Origin of the sequence: Curtobacterium sp. NPDC098951, from assembly GCF_044759965.1 — a bacterium.
In the GTDB taxonomy this organism is placed as follows: domain Bacteria; phylum Actinomycetota; class Actinomycetes; order Actinomycetales; family Microbacteriaceae; genus Curtobacterium.
In genome coordinates, this window is sequence record NZ_JBIWAG010000001.1 from 567,086 (window position 1) to 587,046 (window position 19,961).

20 protein-coding genes are annotated in these 19,961 nt (G+C 71.6%); 8 read left to right on the forward strand and 12 right to left on the reverse strand.

All coding sequences use genetic code 11. The annotated features are described in order from the left end of the window. Positions 1-14: 14 nt before the first annotated feature. Positions 15-641, forward strand: coding sequence for a dihydroxyacetone kinase subunit DhaL (dhaL, locus tag ACIQUC_RS02705; RefSeq protein WP_402262941.1), 627 nt, complete (start codon positions 15-17; stop codon positions 639-641). After that, positions 638-1,360, forward strand: a complete 723-nt coding sequence (gene dhaM / locus ACIQUC_RS02710) for a dihydroxyacetone kinase phosphoryl donor subunit DhaM (protein WP_402262944.1) — start codon at positions 638-640, stop codon at positions 1,358-1,360. Before dhaL ends, dhaM begins: the two co-directional genes overlap by 4 nt. 34 nt (positions 1,361-1,394) lie before the next feature. On the opposite strand, the gene ACIQUC_RS02715 is transcribed toward dhaM, so the two are convergent. Next, positions 1,395-2,009: a TetR/AcrR family transcriptional regulator C-terminal domain-containing protein gene (locus ACIQUC_RS02715; RefSeq protein WP_402262947.1), complete on the reverse strand. Its 615-nt coding sequence runs from the start codon at positions 2,007-2,009 to the stop codon at positions 1,395-1,397. Between the two features lie 56 nt (positions 2,010-2,065). Here ACIQUC_RS02715 and ACIQUC_RS02720 point away from each other — a divergent pair, with 56 nt between their 5' ends. Next, positions 2,066-3,286 carry a beta-ketoacyl-[acyl-carrier-protein] synthase family protein gene (locus tag ACIQUC_RS02720; protein WP_402262950.1) on the forward strand — a complete coding sequence of 407 codons (1,221 nt, stop codon included), beginning with the start codon at positions 2,066-2,068 and terminating at the stop codon, positions 3,284-3,286. 98 nt (positions 3,287-3,384) lie between these two features. Then, positions 3,385-4,056 (forward strand): peroxiredoxin-like family protein, encoded by a 672-nt coding sequence (locus ACIQUC_RS02725; protein WP_022907275.1) that lies wholly within the window; start codon positions 3,385-3,387, stop codon positions 4,054-4,056. Positions 4,057-4,100: 44 nt separating this feature from the next. Here ACIQUC_RS02725 and ACIQUC_RS02730 read toward each other — a convergent pair whose 3' ends face one another. Further along, positions 4,101-4,934, reverse strand: coding sequence for a helix-turn-helix transcriptional regulator (locus ACIQUC_RS02730; protein WP_402262953.1), 834 nt, complete (start codon positions 4,932-4,934; stop codon positions 4,101-4,103). Positions 4,935-5,036: 102 nt separating this feature from the next. Between ACIQUC_RS02730 and ACIQUC_RS02735 the strand changes: the two genes are divergently transcribed. Next, the gene (locus tag ACIQUC_RS02735; RefSeq protein ID WP_402262956.1) at positions 5,037-5,717 is read left to right on the forward strand and encodes an SDR family NAD(P)-dependent oxidoreductase; all 681 of its coding nucleotides are present in this window, start codon (positions 5,037-5,039) and stop codon (positions 5,715-5,717) included. A 206-nt stretch (positions 5,718-5,923) separates the two neighbouring features. Here the strand turns inward: ACIQUC_RS02735 and ACIQUC_RS02740 are convergent, their stop codons facing one another. Next, positions 5,924-6,364 (reverse strand): GNAT family N-acetyltransferase, encoded by a 441-nt coding sequence (locus tag ACIQUC_RS02740; protein WP_402262959.1) that lies wholly within the window; start codon positions 6,362-6,364, stop codon positions 5,924-5,926. 96 nt (positions 6,365-6,460) lie between these two features. On the opposite strand from ACIQUC_RS02740, the gene ACIQUC_RS02745 reads away from it, so the two are divergent. Then, positions 6,461-7,492: an alcohol dehydrogenase catalytic domain-containing protein gene (locus tag ACIQUC_RS02745; RefSeq protein WP_402262961.1), complete on the forward strand. Its 1,032-nt coding sequence runs from the start codon at positions 6,461-6,463 to the stop codon at positions 7,490-7,492. Between the two features lie 340 nt (positions 7,493-7,832). On the opposite strand, the gene ACIQUC_RS02750 is transcribed toward ACIQUC_RS02745, so the two are convergent. From ACIQUC_RS02750 to ACIQUC_RS02770, 5 genes are all read right to left on the reverse strand, one after another. After that, positions 7,833-7,994, reverse strand: a complete 162-nt coding sequence (locus ACIQUC_RS02750; protein ID WP_022907282.1) for a hypothetical protein — start codon at positions 7,992-7,994, stop codon at positions 7,833-7,835. Positions 7,995-8,182: 188 nt separating this feature from the next. After that, on the reverse strand, positions 8,183-8,491 hold the full coding sequence (locus ACIQUC_RS02755) for a hypothetical protein (RefSeq protein ID WP_402262965.1): 309 nt from the start codon (positions 8,489-8,491) through the stop codon (positions 8,183-8,185). Between the two features lie 132 nt (positions 8,492-8,623). After that, positions 8,624-10,990, reverse strand: coding sequence for an ATP-binding cassette domain-containing protein (locus ACIQUC_RS02760; protein WP_402262968.1), 2,367 nt, complete (start codon positions 10,988-10,990; stop codon positions 8,624-8,626). Between the two features lie 96 nt (positions 10,991-11,086). Beyond that, entirely contained in the window at positions 11,087-11,542 is a 456-nt protein-coding gene (locus ACIQUC_RS02765; RefSeq protein WP_402262970.1) for an NUDIX hydrolase, read from the reverse strand. A 10-nt stretch (positions 11,543-11,552) separates the two neighbouring features. Continuing rightward, positions 11,553-12,314, reverse strand: a complete 762-nt coding sequence (locus tag ACIQUC_RS02770; protein ID WP_022907286.1) for an SDR family oxidoreductase — start codon at positions 12,312-12,314, stop codon at positions 11,553-11,555. Between the two features lie 153 nt (positions 12,315-12,467). Between ACIQUC_RS02770 and ACIQUC_RS02775 the strand changes: the two genes are divergently transcribed. Both ACIQUC_RS02775 and ACIQUC_RS02780 read left to right on the forward strand, forming a co-directional pair. Beyond that, positions 12,468-12,941, forward strand: coding sequence for an NfeD family protein (locus ACIQUC_RS02775; protein WP_042723839.1), 474 nt, complete (start codon positions 12,468-12,470; stop codon positions 12,939-12,941). Then, the gene (locus ACIQUC_RS02780; RefSeq protein WP_042723840.1) at positions 12,938-14,203 is read left to right on the forward strand and encodes an SPFH domain-containing protein; all 1,266 of its coding nucleotides are present in this window, start codon (positions 12,938-12,940) and stop codon (positions 14,201-14,203) included. The genes ACIQUC_RS02775 and ACIQUC_RS02780 overlap by 4 nt, the downstream gene beginning before the upstream one ends. A 73-nt stretch (positions 14,204-14,276) precedes the next feature. Here ACIQUC_RS02780 and ACIQUC_RS02785 read toward each other — a convergent pair whose 3' ends face one another. The 4 genes from ACIQUC_RS02785 to tatC form a co-directional block, all read right to left on the reverse strand. After that, complete coding sequence (locus tag ACIQUC_RS02785) at positions 14,277-14,627, reverse strand: RNA polymerase-binding protein RbpA (RefSeq protein ID WP_070419007.1); 351 nt, start codon at positions 14,625-14,627, stop codon at positions 14,277-14,279. Between the two features lie 244 nt (positions 14,628-14,871). Next, entirely contained in the window at positions 14,872-16,575 is a 1,704-nt protein-coding gene (lnt, locus tag ACIQUC_RS02790) for an apolipoprotein N-acyltransferase (RefSeq protein ID WP_402262975.1), read from the reverse strand. Between the two features lie 11 nt (positions 16,576-16,586). Further along, complete coding sequence (locus tag ACIQUC_RS02795; RefSeq protein ID WP_402262978.1) at positions 16,587-19,031, reverse strand: DEAD/DEAH box helicase; 2,445 nt, start codon at positions 19,029-19,031, stop codon at positions 16,587-16,589. Further along, on the reverse strand, positions 19,028-19,780 hold the full coding sequence (gene tatC, locus ACIQUC_RS02800; RefSeq protein WP_402263809.1) for a twin-arginine translocase subunit TatC: 753 nt from the start codon (positions 19,778-19,780) through the stop codon (positions 19,028-19,030). The genes ACIQUC_RS02795 and tatC overlap by 4 nt, the downstream gene beginning before the upstream one ends. Positions 19,781-19,961 lie beyond the last annotated feature (181 nt).

A 19,961-nucleotide genomic window follows, 5' to 3' on the forward strand; every position in this document is an offset into this window, starting at 1 on the left:
GAAGGAACACCGAATTGGCGCTCGACACCGCATGGGCCATCGACTGGGTCCGACGCACCGCCGCCACGATCGACGACCACCGGGCCGAGCTCGTCACGCTCGACCGCGAGATCGGTGACGGCGACCACGGCGAGAACCTCGACCGGGGCTTCCGCGCCGTGCTCGAGGCCGTGGACGCCGGTTCCTTCGACACCCCCGGAGCCGTGCTCAAGGTCGTCGCGACGAAGCTCATCTCGACGGTCGGCGGGGCCGCCGGGCCGCTCTTCGGGACCGCGTACCTCAAGGCAGCACAGGCTGCGGGCGACAAGACGGAGCTCGACGCCGACACGCTCGTCCAGGTCCTGACCGCCGCGCGGGACGGCATCGTGTCGCGGGGCAAGGCCGCCGTCGGCGACAAGACGATGGTGGACGCCTGGTCGCCCGCCGTCGACGCCGCGGCAGCCGCCGCAGCAGCCGGCGACGCACCGGAGCGGGTGCTGGCGGCCGCGGCGGACGCCGCCGCCACCGGCGCCGAGTCGACCGACCCGCTGGTCGCCCACAAGGGTCGGGCCAGCTACCTCGGGGAGCGCGCGGTCGGGCACCGTGACCCGGGCGCGCAGTCGACGGTCTACATCCTCCGTGCGGCCGTGGACGCCGCGTGAGCGTCGGCATCCTGGTCGTCTCGCACAGCGCGTCGATCGCGACCGGCACCGTCGAGCTGGCCCGGCAGATGGCCGCCGACGTCCCGATGGTCGCCGCGGGCGGCACGGACGACGGCGGGATCGGGACCTCGTTCGAGGCGATCACGGCCGGCATCGAGGAACTGGGTGCGGCCGACTCCGTGGTCGTGCTGTGCGACCTCGGATCCGCCTACCTCACGACCGACACCGCGCTCGACTTCCTCGACGACGACGCCCGGGCGCGCGTGCACGTCTCGCCGGCTCCGCTGGTCGAGGGGACGGTCGCCGCGGCGGTCGCCGCGCAGACCGGCGGCGACGTCGACGCGGTCCTGGCCGCTGCCGCGTCTGCCGCAGCCTCCGGGACGGACGCGAGCCGTGCCTCCAGTGCGTCCGACGACGGTCCTGGAGGCGCGGCACCGGTCTCCGGGACGCCGCCCGTCGACGAGGCGGCCGCGTCCGAGACGGTGGAACTCGTGAACGAGAGCGGGCTGCACGCCCGGCCCGCCGCGGAGTTCGTGAAGACGGCCGCGAAGTTCGCGGCCGCCGTGCGGGTGAACGGGGTGGACGCCAAGAGCCTGCTCGCGATCATGGCGCTCGCGCTGCCGAAGGGGGCCACCGTCACGATCGAGGGCACCGGGCAGGACGCCCCCGAAGCAGTCGACGCCCTGGTGGCGCTCGTCCGTTCCGGCTTCGGCGAGTGACCGGACCCGTCCGGGTTCCAGCGAGGCGCCGGATCTAGCGGATCTCGCGGATCTCGCGGATCGAGACGGTCCCGGCGAGGTCGAGGTCGGACGGGCCGCCGGTGACCCCGGCGTCGGCGAGGAGCGTGGCGCCGAACACCGCGCTCCAGAACGTCCGTGCGTCACGACCGACGCCGCTCCCGCTCGTCCACCCGTGCTCGATGACGACCCGCTCGAGGTAGCGTTCCGACTGGCGGAACAACACCTGCAGGAGCAGCCGGACCCGGTCGCGTTGCGCGGCGTCGTCGCCCGCCGCGGCGAGGGCCCGGACGACGAGCGGGGTCGACGGCATCGCGAGGGCGGTCCGCGCGAGCACCCGGCGGAACGCCTCGGCGCTGCCGGCTCGACGCCCGGCGGCCTGCAGGCGCGTGGTGTCGCGGAGGAAGAGCGCGAACGCGGCGTCGAGCACCAGGCGGTCCTTCGAGCCGTAGTGGTGCGTGATCTGGTTCGGGTACACGCCCGCGGCCCTCGCGATCTCGCTGACGGTGATCGTCCGCCGCGTGGGCCGACCGCCTTCGCCAGCACCGAGCAGCCCGGCGGTCGCGGCGAGGATGCGTGCCCGCGTGGCCGCACCCCGCGGGGTGCCGGGAAGGTCGCTCGTGGTTGCCATGCCGGAATTGTACGTGGTACAACTCAACTTGTTCAACGTACAAGAAGGAGTCACCCGTGCACATCTCCATCACCGGCTACGGGGCGGTCTCGCCGTTCGGCCACGGCGTCGACACGCTCTGGGACGCCCTCGTCGCCGGTCGCTCGGGCGTGCGCGTCCTCGACCGGACCGGAGCGCACTGGGACCAGGTGCCGACCCGGGTGGGGGCCGCCGCCGCACTCGACGCCGACGCCGCGCTCGGACGGGTCCGTGCGAACCGGCTCGACCGCAGCCAGCAGCTCGCCCTCGTCGCCGCGGAGGAGGCATGGGCGGACGCCGGCGCACCCGAGGTGGCGGGGGATCGGCTCGCCGTCGTCGTCGGCACCGGGATCGGGGGAGTGGAGACCCTCCTCGACGCGCACGACGTGCTCGGGACGTCAGGGGCACGTCGGGTGTCGCCGCGCACGGTGCCGATGCTCATGGCGAACGCCGCCGCCGCGCAGATCAGCATCGCGTTCGGTGCACGTGCCGGCGCCTACACCACGGTGTCGGCCTGCGCGTCCGGTGCCGAGGCGATCGCGACGGCCGCGCGACTCATCGTCACCGGGGAGGCCGACGTGGTCATCGCCGGCGGGACCGAGGCGGCCGTGACGCCGGTGACGATGGCGTCGTTCGCCCAGTCGCAGGCGCTCGCGAAGCCCGGCGACGCCGACCCGACGACACTCTCGCGACCCTTCGACGCCGACCGCCGCGGGTTCGTGCTCGGGGAGGGCGCCGGGTTCGTCGTGCTCGAACGGGCCGACCACGCCGCCGCCCGTCGTCGGCCGTCGCACGGGACCCTCGCCGGCTGGGGCATCACGTCGGACGCCTTCCACATCACCGCGCCGCTCGCCGACGGCTCCGAGCAGGAGCGCGCGATGACGGCGGCGATCCGGATGGCCGGGCTGACCGGCGCCGACATCGACCACGTCAACGCACACGCGACGAGCACCCCCGTCGGCGACGTCGGCGAGGCCGCGGCCATCGCCCGCGCCGTCGGCACGGGCGCCGTCGTGACCGCACCGAAGGGAGCGATCGGCCACCTGTTCGGTGCGGCGGGCGCCGTCGAGGCGATCCTCGCCCTGCGCGCGATCGAGACCGGGATCGTCCCCGCGACCCTGAACCTCGAGCACCTCGACCCGTCCGTCGAGCTCGACGTGGTCGCGGGGGCCGCGCGAGAGGTGCCGATCCGAACGGCGCTGAACAACTCGTTCGGGTTCGGTGGGCAGAACGCGTCGCTGGTGTTCACCGCGGCATGACGCTCTGTGACGCCGATCGCGCCAGGAGCGGACGCGCCTGCCTACGCTCCATCCACTGGCACCGTGGCCAGCACAACCCGTCATCGAGGAGCCCGACCGTGACCGAACAGACCATCGCCCGCCAGGTGCACGAATTCAACGAGGGCTTCACCGCCCAGATCGGCCCGGACCTGTCCGCGGTGTTCGACGGTGAGCAGCGGGACCTCCGTGCCGCGGGCGTGCCAGGGGACGTCGTCGGCGTCGGCGACACGACCCCGGACGCCCCCCTCGTGACGCCGACCGGAGAACGGACCTCGCTCTCCGCCGTCCGTGGCGATGCGCCGACCGTGCTCGTCTTCTACCGCGGCGCCTGGTGCCCCTACTGCAACATCACCCTGCGCACGTACCAGCAGGAGCTGCTGCCCGCGCTCGAGGGCCGCGGCACCCGGCTCGTGGCCGTGTCGCCCCAGACACCGGAGGCCGCGGAGCAGTCCATCGCGAACGGCGAACTCGCCTTCCCGGTCCTCACCGACCCGGAGAACGAGCTCGCCGGACGGTTCGGCATCGTGACGGAGCCGAGTGCCGCGGCGCGTGGTGCGCACACGGCGCTCGGGTTCGACGTCGCGGACAGCAACGCGGACGCGACCGCCGCGATCCCGTTCCCGTCGGTGTTCGTCATCGACGCCGGCGGCGTCGTGCGCTTCGCGGACGTCCACGTCGACTACACGACCCGCACCGAGGTCGCCGAGGTCCTCGCCGCCGTCGACGCGCTGCTCGCCGAGGCGCGCTGACACGTCGGAGCGGAGGTTGCCGGCGGCGTTCGGTAGGGTCGTGCTCAGCTCGGCGTGAGTTCCTGCAGACCGGTGACGCGCAGGAGGTCGAGCTTCGCGGCGTCCTCGGTGCCCGGCACGGCGGTGTAGACGACGATGCGGAGGTCCCCACCCGGCACGCTCAGCACGTCGCAGTCGATCTCGATCGGGCCGACCGAGGTGTGCACGCGCTTGCGGCTCGCGCGGTGTTCGGCGACCCTGCCGGTGTCCCAGCGGCGCTCGAACTCGGGTGACTCGCGACGCAGGCGGGCGACGAGCTCCGCGAGGTCGCGATCCGCCGGGTACCGGCCCACCGCGGCACGGAGGTCGGCCGCGAGATCGCTCGAGAACTCCTCCTGGTGCTCGTCGTCGAACTCGACCTCGTCGTGCCCGTGCATGAAGTGCCGCCACACGAGGTTCCGGTCCATGCCCGTGTACCGCGACGGGTCACCGGTCATCGCGGCCCAGAGGGCGTTCCACAGGATGATGTCGTGCGCGGCGGTGAAGACGGCGAGCGGGACGTCGCCGAGGCGGTCGATGATCCGCTGCACGCCCGGCGTGACGTGCCGCGGGACCATCCGGCGGGACGGCAGCGCGGTCCCCGCGACCCGGTGGAGGTGCTCACGCTCCGCATCGGACAGCCGGAGTGCGGTGGCGAGCGCGCCGAGCAGTTGCGGGGACGGGTTCGTCGCCCGCCCCTGTTCCAACCGGACGATGTAGTCGACGCTGACACCGGCGAGGGCGGCGAGCTCCTCACGACGGAGACCGGGCGTCCGTCGACCGGACCCGGCCGGCAGGCCGACCGCTTCAGGACGGACCCGGTCGCGCCAGGAACGCAGCACACTCGCGAACTCGCTCATGCCCACCATCCTCGACCTGCGCCTCCCGGCCTGCCTGGTACTGGTGGTCCCACTGTCGAGCGGTGCCTGGGGGACCCGGCCACGGGGGCGGAGGCTGGGGGCATGACAACGACACTCATCACCGGAGCCAACCGCAGCCTGGGGCTCGAGACCGTCCGCCGCCTCGTCGAGGCCGGGCACACCGTGTACGCCGGCATGCGCGACCCCGACACCGGGGACGAAGCGCGGGCCCTCGGCGCGCACGTCGTCCAGCTGGACGTCACCGACCAGGCCTCGGTCGAGCGGGCGGTCGGCGAACTGCCCGGACTCGACGTGCTCGTCAACAACGCCGGCATCCTCGGGACGTCGTTCGGGGTCGACGACCTGGACGCCGACGCGATCACGGCGGTGCTCGACACGAACGTGACCGGCGTCGTCCGGGTCACGCAGGCTGCGCTGCCGCTGCTGCGGGAGTCGGCGAACCCGGTCATCGTCAACGTGGCCTCGGGTGTGGGCTTCCCGCGGTGGCTGACGACCCCGGGTCGGGACGAGTACCCGGTACCGGCGGTGCCGTACGCGGCGTCGAAGGCGGCGCTCATCGCCCTCACCGTGCAGTACGCGAAGAACCTGCCCGGGTTCCGGGTGAACGCGAGCGACCCCGGGTACACGGCGACGGAGTTCAACGGCTTCGGCGGACACCAGACCGTGACCGAGGGGACGGACGCCACGGTGGCGCTGGCGACGATCGGCGCGGACGGCCCCACGGGGGAGTTCCACGACCGGGACGGGCGCATCGCGTACTGAGGGGCGGGGCGGAGGCGCGCCACGGGGCACGCCGCGCGCGCCCCGTGGCCGCTTCGTGAGCAGGAGAAGTCGGGTCTGACGGACGGACCCGACACCTTCTGCTCACCGAGTGCGTCCCCACCGCGGGCGGGACGGCCTGGAGGCACGGCGCGCGTGGGACGGGGCGAGCTCGCCCCGTCCCGTGGCCGGGTCGCAGAGCGCCCGGTTCAGTCGTGCACGTCGGCACCGAACCCGGGGCCGGGACGCATCATCCAGCCCGCGGCGTCGGGGAGCGGGCGGAACCCGAACCGCTCGTACAACCCGTGGGCGTCGGCGGTGAAGAGCGCGAACCGCTTCAGCCCGAGCGGCTCGATCGCCTCGGTGACACCCCGCACGAGGGCGACGCCGACCCCGCGGCCCCGCGTTCCCGGGTCGACGAAGACGTCGGCGAGCCAGCCGAACGTCACGCCGTCGGTGATCACACGCGCGTACCCGAGCTGCTGCCCCGAGTCGTCGTCGTACACCCCGAAGTTCCGCGAGCCCGCGATGATCGCGTCCTGCGTCGCACGATCACGGCCGCGGGCCCAGTAGGACTCCTCGCTCAACCAGCGGTGCACGCGGGCGACGTCGAGGTCGTCGGGGTCGGCGGAGAAGCGCAGTCCGTTCATGCAGCCAGTGAAGCGGCGGCCGCGTCCCGCCCGCAACGGCCGATCCGCGATCTGTGGACAGCACGCACGTCGGGCTCCGTCTGTCAGGATTGCCGGATGCGCGCAGTCCAGTACGACGAGTTCGGTTCCGTCCCCGCAGTCGTCGAGGTCCCGGACCCGACCGCCCCCGGCGACGGCGTGGTCGTCCGGGTCGCCGCGACCGGTGTCTGTCGGAGCGACTGGCACGCGTGGAAGGGGCACGACGACTCGGTGCACCTGCCGCACGTCCCGGGGCACGAGTTCGCCGGCGTGGTGTCGTCGGTCGGATCGGACGTCCGGGGATTCGCCGTGGGGGACCGGGTCACCGCGCCGTTCGTCTTCGCGTGCGGCGAGTGCGAGCAGTGCCTGGACGGCGCGACGCAGGTGTGCACCCGGCAGCAGCAGCCGGGCTTCACGCTCCCGGGCTCGTACGCCGAGGCAGTGGTGGTCCCGCACGCGGACGTGAACCTCGTCGCGCTGCCGGAGGTCGTCGGGTTCGCCGAGGCCGCTGGGCTCGGCTGCCGCTTCGGCACCGCGTACCACGCCCTGCACGCCCGGGGACGGGTCGCCGAGGGGGAGTGGGTGGCCGTCTTCGGCTGCGGGGGAGTCGGGCTGTCGGCCGTCATCGTCGCGGTCGCCGCCGGAGCGGACGTCGTCGCGGTGGACGTCTCGCCCGCAGCGCTCGCACGTGCGGAAGCCCTCGGCGCGATCGCAGTGCCGATGGACGACGCGGTCGCGGACGCCGTCCGGACCGTCACCGGTGGTGGTGCGCACGTCTCCGTGGACGCGTTCGGCAGCCGTGCCACCTCCGTCGCTGCGGTGGACTCACTCCGGCCGCGCGGTCGGCACGTCCAGGTCGGGCTGCTGCTCGACCACGAGGCCGTGCCGGCGATCCCGATGGGCCGCGTGATCGGCGACGAGCTCGAGCTGCTCGGCAGTCACGGCATCTCCGTGGGGGAGTACGCCGCGATGCTCGACGACGTCGTCGCGGGTCGTCTCCGCCCGGCGGAGTCGATCGGTCGGACGATCGGGTTCGACGAGCTCCCCGAGGCGATCCTCGCGATGGACCGGCCGGCGACGTCCGCCGGCATGACGGTCGCGGTGTTCTGACTCTCTCGGCCGGGGAACGTCTCTCGGACGGCCCGGCTCCGACGGTTCCTGCCGAGCTGGTCTCTCGCGGTGGTCATCCTGCTGACTCACCGGTCCGCATGGCAGATCGAGAACGAGGGCCTGCTGGAGTCGAGTGGCTCTCCGCGGAGGCGCGGGTTCTCGTCCGAAACGTAGAAAGTCCGGGGTTCGGTCGGAGCAATGCCGCGCGGCCGGGGGTGGTCGTCGCGGAGCCGATCGTGCGGTCGAGCAACGGGTGGGGACGAGCACGATCGATGCTCCTCGTTCCACGAGTTGACATAATATGCATTATCGGCGCACTACACAGAACCCCGGATGGGTTTCAGGACTGGTCGTCGCCGCTCGTGGGGACGTCGTCCGCGTCGATCTCCAGCGAGGCGTGCTCCTCGCCGTGTTCCTCGAGGTTCGACCGGTCTGTGTCCGGCTGCTCCGGCTCCTCGGCGTGCGTGGTCTCTTCGGCGGGGTCAGGCTGGCTGTAGCTCATGTGACGGACCGTACGCGGGCACACCTGGGCGGGCATCCGCCGGTCCGGAACGCGCACCCGGCCGACCGTGCGTCCTGAACTCCCTGGCTGTGCACGACGGAACGCCCCGCCGGCACGGGCCGTCGGGGCGTTCGGTCACGAGGTGGTGACCCGTCAGGAGCTGTCGTCGGTCACCGGCGCTCGTCGTGTCAGTTGTTGGTGACGGCGGGCACGACGACCGCCAGCGCGACGATGATCAGGATGATGGACAGCACGATCGCGATGGCGCTCAGGACGATGCCGGCGAGGACCATCCCACGGCTGCCGACCGCACGACGACGGGCGATGATCCCCAGCACGAGGCCGACGATCCCCGCGATGAGACCGATCCAGACGAACAGGAACGAGAAGACGACCCCGACGATGCCGAGGACGAGCGAACCGATCGCGATGCCGTTGCCACCGCTCGCGGCCGGCGCAGCACCGTTCCGTGCGGGCGGGTATCCATTCGTGGACATGAAGAGCTCCTTCGGTCAGGGACGCTCTCGACGGCCGGGCAGCCGCGGACCAGAGGACGTGAGCGTCAGCCCGGACGCTAGACCGCTCGGCCAGCTGGCGCTCAGGTTCCTCGTGGTCCGCCGTACCCCGTTTCAGGTTCCGACGTAGGCGGCGAGGTGCTCCCCCGTGATCGTCGACCGCGCCGCGACGAGTGCGGCCGGGGTGCCTTCGAAGACCACACGACCACCGTCGTGACCCGCGCCGGGGCCGAGGTCGATGAGCCAGTCGGCGTGCGCCATCACGGCCTGGTGGTGCTCGATGACGACGACGGTCCGGCCGGCCTCGACCATCCGGTCCAGCAGCCCGAGCAGCTGTTCGACGTCCGCCAGGTGCAGCCCGGTGGTCGGCTCGTCGAGCACGATGACGCCGCCGGGGTCACCGAGGTGCATCGCGAGCTTGAGTCGCTGCCGCTCGCCGCCGGACAGGGTCGTGAGCGGCTGGCCGATGGTGAGGTACCCGAGACCGACGTCGACGAGTCGGGCGAGGATCGCGTGCGCCGCGGGGATCCGCGACTCCCCTGCTGCGAAGAACGCCGCCGCGTCGGCCACGGGCATGGCGAGGACCTCGCTGATGTCCTTGCCGGCGAGCCGGTACTCGAGCACCGACTGGTCGAACCGCTTGCCGTCGCACTCGACGCACGGGGTCGCGATCCCCGCCATCATGCCGAGGTCGGTGTAGACGACACCGGCACCGTTGCACGCGGGGCAGGCGCCCTCGGAGTTGGCGCTGAACAGGGCGGGTTTCACACCGTTGGCCTTGGCGAACGCCTTGCGGATGGGTTCGAGCAGTCCGGTGTACGTCGCCGGGTTGCTCCGACGCGACCCCCGGATCGCACCCTGGTCGACCGCGACGACACCGTCGCGGGGTGCCAGTGACCCGTGGATCAGCGTGCTCTTGCCGGAGCCCGCGACACCCGTCACGACAGTGAGCACCCCGGTCGGGACGTCGACGTCGATCCCCTGCAGGTTGTGGGCGTCGGCACCGCGGATCGCGAGCACGCCGGTCCGCTCGCGCACGACGCCCTTCACGCGCACCCGGTCGTCCAGGTGCCGACCGGTCACCGTGTCGCTCGAGCGCAGGCCGTCGACCGGCCCCTCGTAGCAGAGCGTGCCACCGTCCTTGCCCGCACCGGGTCCGAGGTCGACGACGTGGTCCGCGATCGCGATGACCTCGGGCTTGTGCTCGACGACGAGCACCGTGTTGCCCTTGTCACGGAGCCGGAGCAGCAGCGCGTTCATCCGCTCGATGTCGTGCGGGTGCAGGCCGGTGCTCGGCTCGTCGAACACGTACGTGACGTCGCTCAGCGACGAGCCGAGGTGCTTCACCATCTTGACGCGCTGCCCCTCTCCCCCGGACAGCGTCCCGGTGGGACGGTCGAGCGAGAGGTAGCCGAGACCGATCTCCACGAAGGAGTCGACGGCGTCGCGGAGGCCGTCCAGCAACGGCCCGACGGTCGGCTCGTCGAGTCCGTGCAGCCAGGTGGCCAGGTCGGTGATCTGCATGGCGCAGACGTCCGCGATGCTCTTGCCGGCGATCGTCGACGAGCGGGCGACGTCGTTCAGCCGGGTGCCCCCGCACGCCGGACAGGTGGTGAAGGTGACCGCGCGGTCCACGAACGCCCGGATGTGGGGCTGCATCGCTTCGCGGTCCTTCTGCAGGAGCGAGCGGCGCACGCGCGGAACGAGTCCCTCGTACGTCATGTTGATGCCGGCGATCTTCCGCTTCGTCGGCTCGCGGTACAGGAAGTCCGCTCGCTCGGCGTCGGTGAAGTCCCGGATCGGGGTGTCCTTGTCGAAGTACCCGGACTCGGCGAACATCCTGACGTTCCAGCCGTCGGTGCCGTAGCCCGGGACCGTGATCGCACCGTCGGACAGCGCCTTCGTGTCGTCGAACAGCTGGGTGAGGTCGATGTCGGTCACCGTCCCGCGACCCTCGCAGTCGGCGCACATGCCGCCGAGGCGCGAGAACGAGACCTTCTCGGCCTTGGCGTCCTTGCCCTTCTGCACCGTGATCGCGCCACCCGCGGTCACGGTCGCGAGGTTGAACGAGAAGGCGTTCGGTCCCCCGACGTGCGGCGTGCCCAGCCGGCTGAAGAGGACGCGGAGCATGGCGTTCGCGTCCGTCACGGTGCCGACGGTGGACCGTGGGTCGGCACCGATGCGTTCCTGGTCGACGACGATCGCCGTGGTGAGCCCGTCCAGTACGTCGACGTCCGGACGCGCCAGCGACGGCATGAACCCCTGCACGAAGGCGCTGTACGTCTCGTTGATCATGCGCTGCGACTCGGCCGCGATCGTCGCGAAGACCAGGGAGCTCTTGCCCGAACCGGACACGCCGGTGAAGACCGTCAGTCGTCGCTTCGGCAGGTCGACGTCGACGTCCCGGAGCGTGTTCTCACGCGCACCCCGGACCCTGATGCGGTCGTGGCTGTCGGCGGCGTGCTCGGCGCTCGGTTCCATGATCACAGCGTAGCGGTGACGTGTCACGTTCCACAGGACGGTTCCGGAGCGGAACGGACGCTCCAGAGGGTGGTTCCGGTCCGGAACGAGCGGGGATCAGGTCGTCGTGTACCGACGGACCAGCTCGGGGAGCTCCGCCGGCTCGAACGGCTCGTCCGTCGCGTCGAGTTCGTCCGCCGTCCACCACCGGGCGCGCAGGATGTCCACCCGCTCGTCATCGGTCCACTCGGCGTCCGACAGCGTGAAGCCGGGCGTCCGGACGACGTAGAACTCCGCGTGGCCGCGGTCGTGGTCGGCCAGGTCCCACTCGACGGTGAAGTCCCAGGACCACACCGGCTCCCCCGGCTCGTCGATGACGATGCCGGTCTCCTCGCGCAGCTCGCGGATCGCCGCGTCGCGGTGGTCCTCGCCCGGGTCGACGCCACCGCCCGGCGTGATCCAGCGGTGGGCGCCGTCCGACGACGGTGAGTTGGTGTCCATGAGGAACACGCGACCGTCGGGGTCGAGCAGGACGATCCGGGAGGTGCGGCGCAGGCCGGGCTTCGCAGTCACCCGTCCGACGTTAGCCGACGAAGCCGCTGACGTCGCCGACGAGCTTGGTGTGGTCGGCGGGGATCGGCTCGACGGCCGCCGCAGCGATCTCGGCGGCGAACTCGGAGACGCTGTAGAGCTTGCCGACCTCGGCACGGCGCCCCTCGATCGCTCCCGGGTTGAGGCGGTTGAGGAGGGTCGCGGTGATCGTGCCCTCGATCATGTCGCCGGACACCACCACGAACTCGATGCCCGCGGCGTCGAGCTGCGGCACGAGCTCGCGCAGGGCGAGCTCGCCGGCACGCTTGCTCTTGGCGACCGGTACGTACTCGTCCATCGTCTCGGCCGTCTCGACGAAGTGCGCCTGGTGGCTCGTGACGAACACGACCCGTGAGCCGGCGGGCATGTGCGGGACGGCGGTCTGCAGCATGTCGACCTGTGCGTCGCGGTTCAGCCGGAGGGCGTAGTCCTCGCCGAGGCCGGACTCCATGCCGCCCGAGGCGTTGAGCACGAGCAGGTCGATGCCGCCCCACTCCCCCACGACCGTGTCGACCATGGCCTGGACGGAGTCGTGGTCGGTGAGGTCCGCGCCGACCGCCAGGGCCGATCCGCCTGCCGCGACGATCTTCTCGGCGATCTGCTCGGCACGCTTGGCCTTGTTCCGGTAGTTCACGACGACCTTGGCGCCGGCCTCGGCCAGGTACCCGACGGTGTCGGCTCCGATGCCGCGGGACGACCCCGTGACGAGGGCGCGCTTGTCGGCGAGGGATCCGGGGGCGAGAGGGTTGCTCACAGTCGTGTTCTCCAGGTCTGGTTCGGCGGTTCGGCCGCCGACGAGCCTACCAACCACCGGGCAGCCGCAGCACTGAGGTGATATGTTGAACGGAGTTGGACCGGCCGTCGCGACGCAGCGAGCAGCCGCGCGCGACCGAGGGAGGGAGATCGCGTGAACGGGATCGATTGGATCCAGACCGTCGTCTGGATCGGACTGGTGCTCCTGCTGGGTGTGGTCGAGATCTTCACGCTCGACTTCATCTTCATCATGCTCGCGGCCGGCGCCGCCGGGGGCCTCGTCGCCGCCCTGCTCGGTGCCCCGTGGTGGCTGTCCGCCATCGTCGCCGCCGGCGTCGCCCTGCTGCTGCTGTTGCTGGTGCGCCCGCGCCTGCTGACCGCGCTCGGCCGGAACGCCGACCCGCACCGCACCAACGTCGAGGGCCTCATCGGGTTGCCCGGCACCGTCGCCGTCGCGTTCACCGCGTCGTCGCCCGGACAGGTCCGCCTCGCCAACGGCGAGACCTGGAGCGCCCGCATCGCCGCCGGCTCCACAGACCGAACACCGCCGCTCGGGACCCCCGTGGTCGTCGAGTCCATCGAGGGGTCGACGGCTGTCGTCCGCCTCGGAGAAAGGGCCACCTCGTGACCATCTCAGCCGGGACGATCGCTCTGCTCGTCCTCATCCTGGTCGTCGTCATCTTCGTGATCGTCGTCCTGTCCCGCGCGATCCGGATCGTGCCGCAGGCGACCGCGGGCATCGTCGAACGCCTCGGGAAGTACCACAAGACCCTCAACCCGGGGTTGAACCTCCTGGTGCCGTTCATCGACCGGCTCCGGCCGCTGCTCGACATGCGCGAGCAGGTCGTGTCCTTCCCGCCGCAGCCGGTGATCACCGAGGACAACCTCGTCGTCTCGATCGACACGGTCGTCTACTTCCAGGTCACCGACGCCCGTGCGGCGACGTACGAGATCGCGAACTACCTCGGTGCGGTCGAGCAGCTCACGACCACCACGCTCCGCAACGTCGTCGGTGGCCTCAACCTCGAAGAGGCGCTGACCAGCCGAGACAACATCAACGGCCAGCTCCGCGTCGTGCTCGACGAGGCGACCGGCAAGTGGGGCATCCGCGTCGGCCGCGTCGAGCTCAAGGCCATCGAGCCGCCCGTGTCGATCCAGGACGCGATGGAACAGCAGCTGCGCGCCGAACGGAGCCGTCGTGCGGCGATCCTGCAGGCCGAGGGCACGAAGCAGTCCCAGATCCTCGAGGCCGAGGGGCAGCGGCAGGCCGCCATCCTCGCGGCCGAGGGTGACGCGAAGGCCCAGGTCCTCCGCGCCGAGGGTGAGGCACAGGCCATCGCCACGGTGTTCGACGCCATCCACACCGGCGACCCGGACGACAAGCTCCTGTCGTACCAGTACCTGCAGACGCTGCCGAAGATCGCCGAGGGCAGCGCGAACAAGCTCTGGATGATCCCGAGCGAGTTCACCGAGGCGCTGTCCGGCATCGCCAAGGGCTTCACGACCGGCCGCACCGGCAGCGGACCCGTCGCGGGCGGCGCCGCCGGCGGCGACTTCCTGTCGCGCATCTCGAAGCTCGCCAACGAGAGCCTCGCGAACACCGCCGCAGCCGACGCGGCTGCCGCGTCGGTGCCCCGCCCGGACGCCACCGCGGCGGACATCGTCCCCGAGTCCGAGCTCGACCAGCGCCTGGCCGAGTCGAACCGCAGCGTCGACGCGCACCTCGCGGCCTCCGACGAGGCAGCGGCGGACGAGCTTCGTGACGCCGCGGCCGACGAGCACCACGCCGCCCCGACGCACGCCGCGGCGGACGAGCACCAGGCCGCCCCGACGGACGCCGGTCCGGACGCCTCCGGACACCGCACCAGCGACGGCTCCGGCCGCCGCTGACGACGCGGTCACCGAACACGACGACGCCCGCCCCGGCAGACCGGGGCGGGCGTCGTCCTGTTCAGGTGCGGTGTCAGGCGCCGCGTCGAGCACGCAGGAACTGCAGGCGCTCCTGCAGGAGCTCCTCGAGTTCCTCGCGCGAACGGCGTTCGAGCAGCATGTCCCAGTGGGTCCTGGGGGCCTTGACGTCCTCTTCGGCGACCTCGACGGGGATGCCGTCGTCACCGAGGAGTCGTCCTTCACGTCCGGAGCGGGGCTCCGACCACGTCTGGGGCACGTCCGCATCCGCCGAGAAGACGATGTCGAACGTCTCCCCCGATTCCGTCTGGTAGACCGCTCGCTTGCGGTCCGAGAGCTCGACGCCCTCTTCGCTCTGGAGACTCTGACTCCCGAGCCGCATGCCGCGGAGACTCCGATCAGCCATGTGTGTGCTCCTCTCGCTCGTCTGCCCTGCACAACACTGTCCCACGCGCCTGCACTCCCGGACCGGTGCATTCACAGTCCTCTCCCAGTGCCGGCGCTCGGGACGCGGATTCCCACCGGACAGCCAGCGAGCCGCTGCTGCAGCTCGCCACGGCCACGGCGTGCCCCGCGGCTGGCCAGCTCTGACGCGGCGTGCCCCCGCGGCGGGTCGCGACAGCCACGGCGGGCCCCCGCGACTGGTCGGCTCAGGCGCGACGAGCAGCCCGGCGCCGTCTCCACGGGGCGCAGGCGAGCAGGACGAGCAGCCCGCCGAGCGAGAGCACGAGCGCGATGGACCCCGATGCGAGGGTCGCCGGCGTCGTCGAGGTCCCGAGCGGCACGTCCGTCACCATGGACGTCGCGGTGTAGGCGGGCACCCGGTCGATCGTGCGACCGGTCGGGTCGATGACCTGCGACGCCCCGACGGTCGAGATGTTCACGAGCGACCGCCCCGTCTCGATCGCCCGCATCCGGGCGATCTCGAGCTGCTGCAGGTTCTCGTCGGTGCCGTCGAAGTCCGCGTTGTTCGTCTGCGCGAGGATGACCTGCGCTCCCCCGCGCGCCATGTCGATGGCGAGACCGTCGTCGACGATGTCGAAGCAGATCGCGATCCCGGCCTTGATCCCGGCGACGGACAGGACGTTCGGCTTCGTCCCCGGGGTGTAGTCACGCTGCAGCAGCCCGATGAGCGACGGCGCGAGCTTCGAGAAGAACCACCGGTCGGGCACGTACTCACCGAAGGGCACCGGACGCTTCTTGTCGTAGGACGACTGCCAGCCGTCCTTCGTCCACACGAACGAGGTGTTGTGCAGGACCCCGGAGGGCGTCTGCGTGATCGCGCCGGCGACGATCGGCGCACCGACGCCGTCGACGACCTGGTCGAGCGCGGATGCGATCACGGGCTGCTGCCGCGGGTCGAACTCGGCGGAGCCCTCGGGCCACACCACCAGGTCGACGCCCTTCGCGTCGACGTCGGTCGCCGCGACCTGCGCGCTCAGCACCGCGCCCGGAGCCGCCCGGTCGAAGTACCCGGCCGGACCGTTCCCCTGCACGGACTCGATCCGGATCGTGCCGTCGGTCGCGGTCGGCCACGCGGGCACGGCGAGCACCGCCGCGACGAGCAGCCCGGCGGTCGCCACCCTGAACGGGACGCGGACCGGGCGACCCAAAGCCCTGGGCGTGACGAGCGCGAGCGACAGGACGACGGCGACGCAGTACACGACGACGAACGTCACGCCGAGGACGCCGACGTAGGCGGCCAGGTGCGTGAACGGGCCCTGCGACTGCGAGAGGCCGACGCGTCCCCAGGCGAAGCCGCCGTAGGGCCAGCTCCCCGAGAACCACTCGCGTCCGGTCCAGAGTGCGGCGACGACGGCCGGGAGGCCCCACACACGTCCGGCGGTCGACGGCAGGACGCGCGCGACCCAGCGGTACGCGAGGGCGATCGCGACGCTGCCGAGTGCGAAGAAGGCGGCTTCGAACAGCGCGAGCGCGAACCACGGCACCGGCCCCAGGTAGCGGCCGGCCCACGAGATCGCGGGGATCCAGAAGGCCGCTCCGGCAACGTAGCCGAGCCACGCCGCACGCCGGGCGCGCTGGCCCATCGCGGCGAGCAGCATGCACGCGAGTGCCGGGTAGGCGAGGAACCACCAGCCCGGCGAGGGGAAGGCGAGTGCGAAGAGCACGCCGCCGATCACGGCGAGCGGGAACGCCTGCGCGAGCGGGAGGGCGGCGAAGTCCGACCGACGGCCTGCCGGAGGAAGCGCTGCGGCGCCGCGACCGACCCCGGCGGACGCACCACGGGCGGTCGCGGACGCAGGACCGGCGTTCGCGGACGCACGACCGGACGTGCCACCGGGGGGAGTGGATCCGTCGCCCTGCGGGCGCACGTCGGACTCGGGAACCGGCACCGTGCCTCCTGTCAGACCGCCGCGTAGGCGACGATGCCGCGGCGCACCGCGTCCGTCGCCCGCCGCGCGGTCTGGGCGAGGTCGTCGTCGCCGGCGTTCCGGATCTGGTCGAGCAGGTCGATGACCTGCTTCGACCAGCGCACGAAGTCACCGGCCGGCAGGTCGAGCGTGCGGAGCACGTCGTCGAGCGCGGAGCCCGACGCCCAGCGGAACATGCCGACCGCGGCGGCCGGGGTCGGCGGCTGCGACCCGGCGAGGCGGGCGTCCCGCTCGATGTCGTCGAGGCGCGACCAGATCGTCAGGGTCTCGTCGAGCGCGGGCCGGAACGCACCGCGGGGCAGGGCGTGCTCGGTGCCGGGAGCGTCCTCGCGGCGGGGCTGGTAGACGATCGTGGCGGCCATGGCGGCGAGCTGCGCCGGGGTGAGGTCCTTCCAGACACCGGCTTCGAGGCACTCGGCGACGAGCAGGTCGCGCTCCCCGTAGATCCGCTGCAGGCGTCGCCCGCCCGCGGCGACCGTGGCCTCGCCGTTGCCGGTGTCGACCAGGTAGCCGAGCTGGAGCAGCACGTTCGTGACCCGGTCGAAGGTGGTCGCGACCGCACCGGTGCGGGACCGGATCTGCTGCACGAGCTTGTCGTTGGCGCGCTTGAGCTTGTACCAGCGCTCGGACCAGCGCGCGTGCGCCTCACGGTCGGGGCACGCGTGGCACGGGTGCCGCTGCATCCGTCGCCGGACGTCGGTGATGGCCGCCTGGCGCTCGGCCCGGGCGCCGTGCGAGGCCTCGCGACCGCCGGGGACGTTCGTCCGCTCGAGGTCGGAGAGCTCCCGGCGCAGGGCCGCGTACTCGGTGAAGTCCCCGAGGTGGCACTGCATCGCCTGCTGGTAGCCGTCGAGCGACTCCTGCTGCGACCGGACCTTGCGGGCCAGGTCGACGACGGACCGGTCGGCCTGGAACTGGGCGAACGAGGTCTCGAGGACCTCGCGCGTGCGCTGCCGTCCGAACTGGTCGATCAGGTTGACGGCCATGTTGTACGTCGGCTTGAACGAGGAGTTGAGCGGGTAGGTCCGACGACTGGCGAGTGAGGCGACGCCCTGCGGGTCGAGGCCGTCCGACCACTGGATGACCGAGTGCCCCTCGACGTCGATGCCGCGGCGGCCGGCACGACCGGTCAGCTGCGTGTACTCCCCCGGCGTGATCGGCACACGGGCCTCGCCGTTGAACTTCTCGAGCTTCTCGAGGACCACCGTGCGGGCCGGCATGTTCACGCCGAGCGCCAGGGTCTCGGTCGCGAAGACGACCTTGAGGAGCTTGCGCTGGAAGAGGTCCTCGACCACCTCCTTGAAGGCGGGCAGCAGGCCGGCGTGGTGTGCGGCGACCCCGCGCTCGAGCCCCTCGAGCCACTCCCAGTAGCCGAGGACGGCGAGGTCCTCGTCGAGGAGCGTGCGGCAGTGGTACTCCGCCGTCTCGCGGATCTCGTTGCGTTCCTGGGCCGTCGTCAGCGACAGGCCGGAACGCAGGACGTTGCGGACGCCCTGGTCGCACCCGTTGCGACTGAACACGAAGAAGATCGCCGGCAGCAGCATCCGCTCGTCGAGCATGTGCGCGATGCGCTCGCGGTGGAGCTTCTCGGTGCGGGGCCCGCGACGGTCGTGGTAGCCGCCACGCCCGCGGCCACCGCGGTGTCCACCGCCGTGTCGCTCGCTGCGGGAGGCTCCGCCGACGAGGCGCAGGAGCTCCGGGTTGACCCGGTTCGTCGCCGCGGCACCGCTCGAGTCGAACAGGTCGACCATCTTCGAACCGACGAGCACGTGCTGCTCGAGCGGGACCGGCCGGTCCTCGGAGACGATGACGTCGGTGTCGCCGCGGACGGTCTGCAACCAGTCGCCGAACTCCTCGGCGTTGGACACCGTGGCGCTCAGCGAGACGAGACGGACCTCGGTCGGGAGGTGGAGGATCACCTCTTCCCACACGGCACCGCGGAACCGGTCGGCGAGGTAGTGCACCTCGTCGAGGACGACCCACGCGAGGTCGTCGAGCAGGTCGGAGTCCGCGTAGATCATGTTCCGCAGGACCTCGGTCGTCATCACGACGACGCGCGCCCGCGGATTGACGTTCGTGTCGCCGGTGAGCAGCCCGACCTCGGACTCGCCGTAGACGTCCACGAGCTCGGCGTACTTCTGGTTGCTCAGCGCCTTCATCGGCGTCGTGTAGAAAACCTTCGCCGAGGGCTGCCGCATCGCCAGCCAGATCGCGAACTCGGCCACGACGGTCTTGCCGGCACCGGTCGGCGCCGCCACGAGGACGCTGCGCCCCTGGTCGAGCGCGTCGCACGCGGCGAACTGGAACGGGTCGAGGTCGAACCGGAGGTCGGTGCGGAACAGTTCGAGGTTGCGGGACCGGTTCCGGACCTTCGCCGCCCGGAACCGTTCGGCAGCGCTGGGTTCCGTCGTGCTCACAGTCCGTACTCTTCGTCGAGCTTCGCCTGGCGCTTGGCCACCCGGCGGTCGTGGACCCAGGCCACGGCGCACGCGGCGACGTACAGCACGATCATCGGCACGGCGAGCAGGAACATCGAGATGACGTCGGCGCTCGGCGTCACGATGGCGCAGAAGACCAGGATGCAGAGGATCGCGACGCGCCACGACTTCATGATCGACGCCGCGGACAGCACGCCGACGAAGTTCAGCAGCACCAGGAAGACCGGCAGGACGAACGCGATGCCGACGGCGACGATGAGCTTGATGACGAAGTCGTAGTAGGCCTTGGCATCCACGATCGAGGTGTCCTGGCTCGACACGAAGCTGCCGAGGATGCCGACCACGTGCGGCAGGATGTACCACCCGAACCAGCAGCCGGCGAAGAACAGCGGGATCGCGGTGCCGAGGAAGCCCCAGACGTACTGCTTCTCGCGGCGGACCAACGCCGGAACGATGAACGCCCAGATCTGGTACAGCCACACCGGGCTCGCGATGACGATGCCGATGGTGATCGCGATCTGCAGCTTCAGGTCGAAGGCGCCCGTGATCATCGGGAAGTTCAGTTCGGCCGTGTGCCCGCCGACCTTGGCGAGCTGGGAGACCGGGGACCGCAGCGCGTCGAGCACGAACGGCGTGAGGAACCACCCGCCGACCGCGGCGACGACGATCGCGATCACGGCGCGGAACAGTCGGTTGCGCAGCTCGATGAGGTGCTGCCCGAGCGACATGCGGCCTTCGGCGTCCTTCGTCGGACGCCCGGTCCGCCTCGCTCGCCCGCGCGCGGTCGTCGAAGCCATGCCTCGATCCTACGGGGTCGGGACCGACAGTCGACCGCGACGTGCGATCGCACAGGTGGGTCACGGACTGGAGGGACGGGGCGCGTCCCGCGGTGGCGGACCACGGCGCAGG

Excerpts from the sequence above, each read along its gene's own strand:
- ACIQUC_RS02715 (WP_402262947.1), bottom strand. The coding sequence starts at position 2,009 with ATGGCAACCACGAGCGACCTTCCCGGCACCCCGCGGGGTGCGGCCACG.
- ACIQUC_RS02730 (WP_402262953.1), bottom strand. The coding sequence starts at position 4,934 with ATGAGCGAGTTCGCGAGTGTGCTGCGTTCCTGGCGCGACCGGGTCCGT.
- ACIQUC_RS02735 (WP_402262956.1), top strand. The coding sequence starts at position 5,037 with ATGACAACGACACTCATCACCGGAGCCAACCGCAGCCTGGGGCTCGAG.
- ACIQUC_RS02740 (WP_402262959.1), bottom strand. The coding sequence starts at position 6,364 with ATGAACGGACTGCGCTTCTCCGCCGACCCCGACGACCTCGACGTCGCC.
- ACIQUC_RS02745 (WP_402262961.1), top strand. The coding sequence starts at position 6,461 with ATGCGCGCAGTCCAGTACGACGAGTTCGGTTCCGTCCCCGCAGTCGTC.
- ACIQUC_RS02750 (WP_022907282.1), bottom strand. The coding sequence starts at position 7,994 with ATGAGCTACAGCCAGCCTGACCCCGCCGAAGAGACCACGCACGCCGAG.
- ACIQUC_RS02755 (WP_402262965.1), bottom strand. The coding sequence starts at position 8,491 with ATGTCCACGAATGGATACCCGCCCGCACGGAACGGTGCTGCGCCGGCC.
- ACIQUC_RS02760 (WP_402262968.1), bottom strand. The coding sequence starts at position 10,990 with ATGGAACCGAGCGCCGAGCACGCCGCCGACAGCCACGACCGCATCAGG.
- ACIQUC_RS02785 (WP_070419007.1), bottom strand. The coding sequence starts at position 14,627 with ATGGCTGATCGGAGTCTCCGCGGCATGCGGCTCGGGAGTCAGAGTCTC.
- tatC (WP_402263809.1), bottom strand. The coding sequence starts at position 19,780 with ATGTCGCTCGGGCAGCACCTCATCGAGCTGCGCAACCGACTGTTCCGC.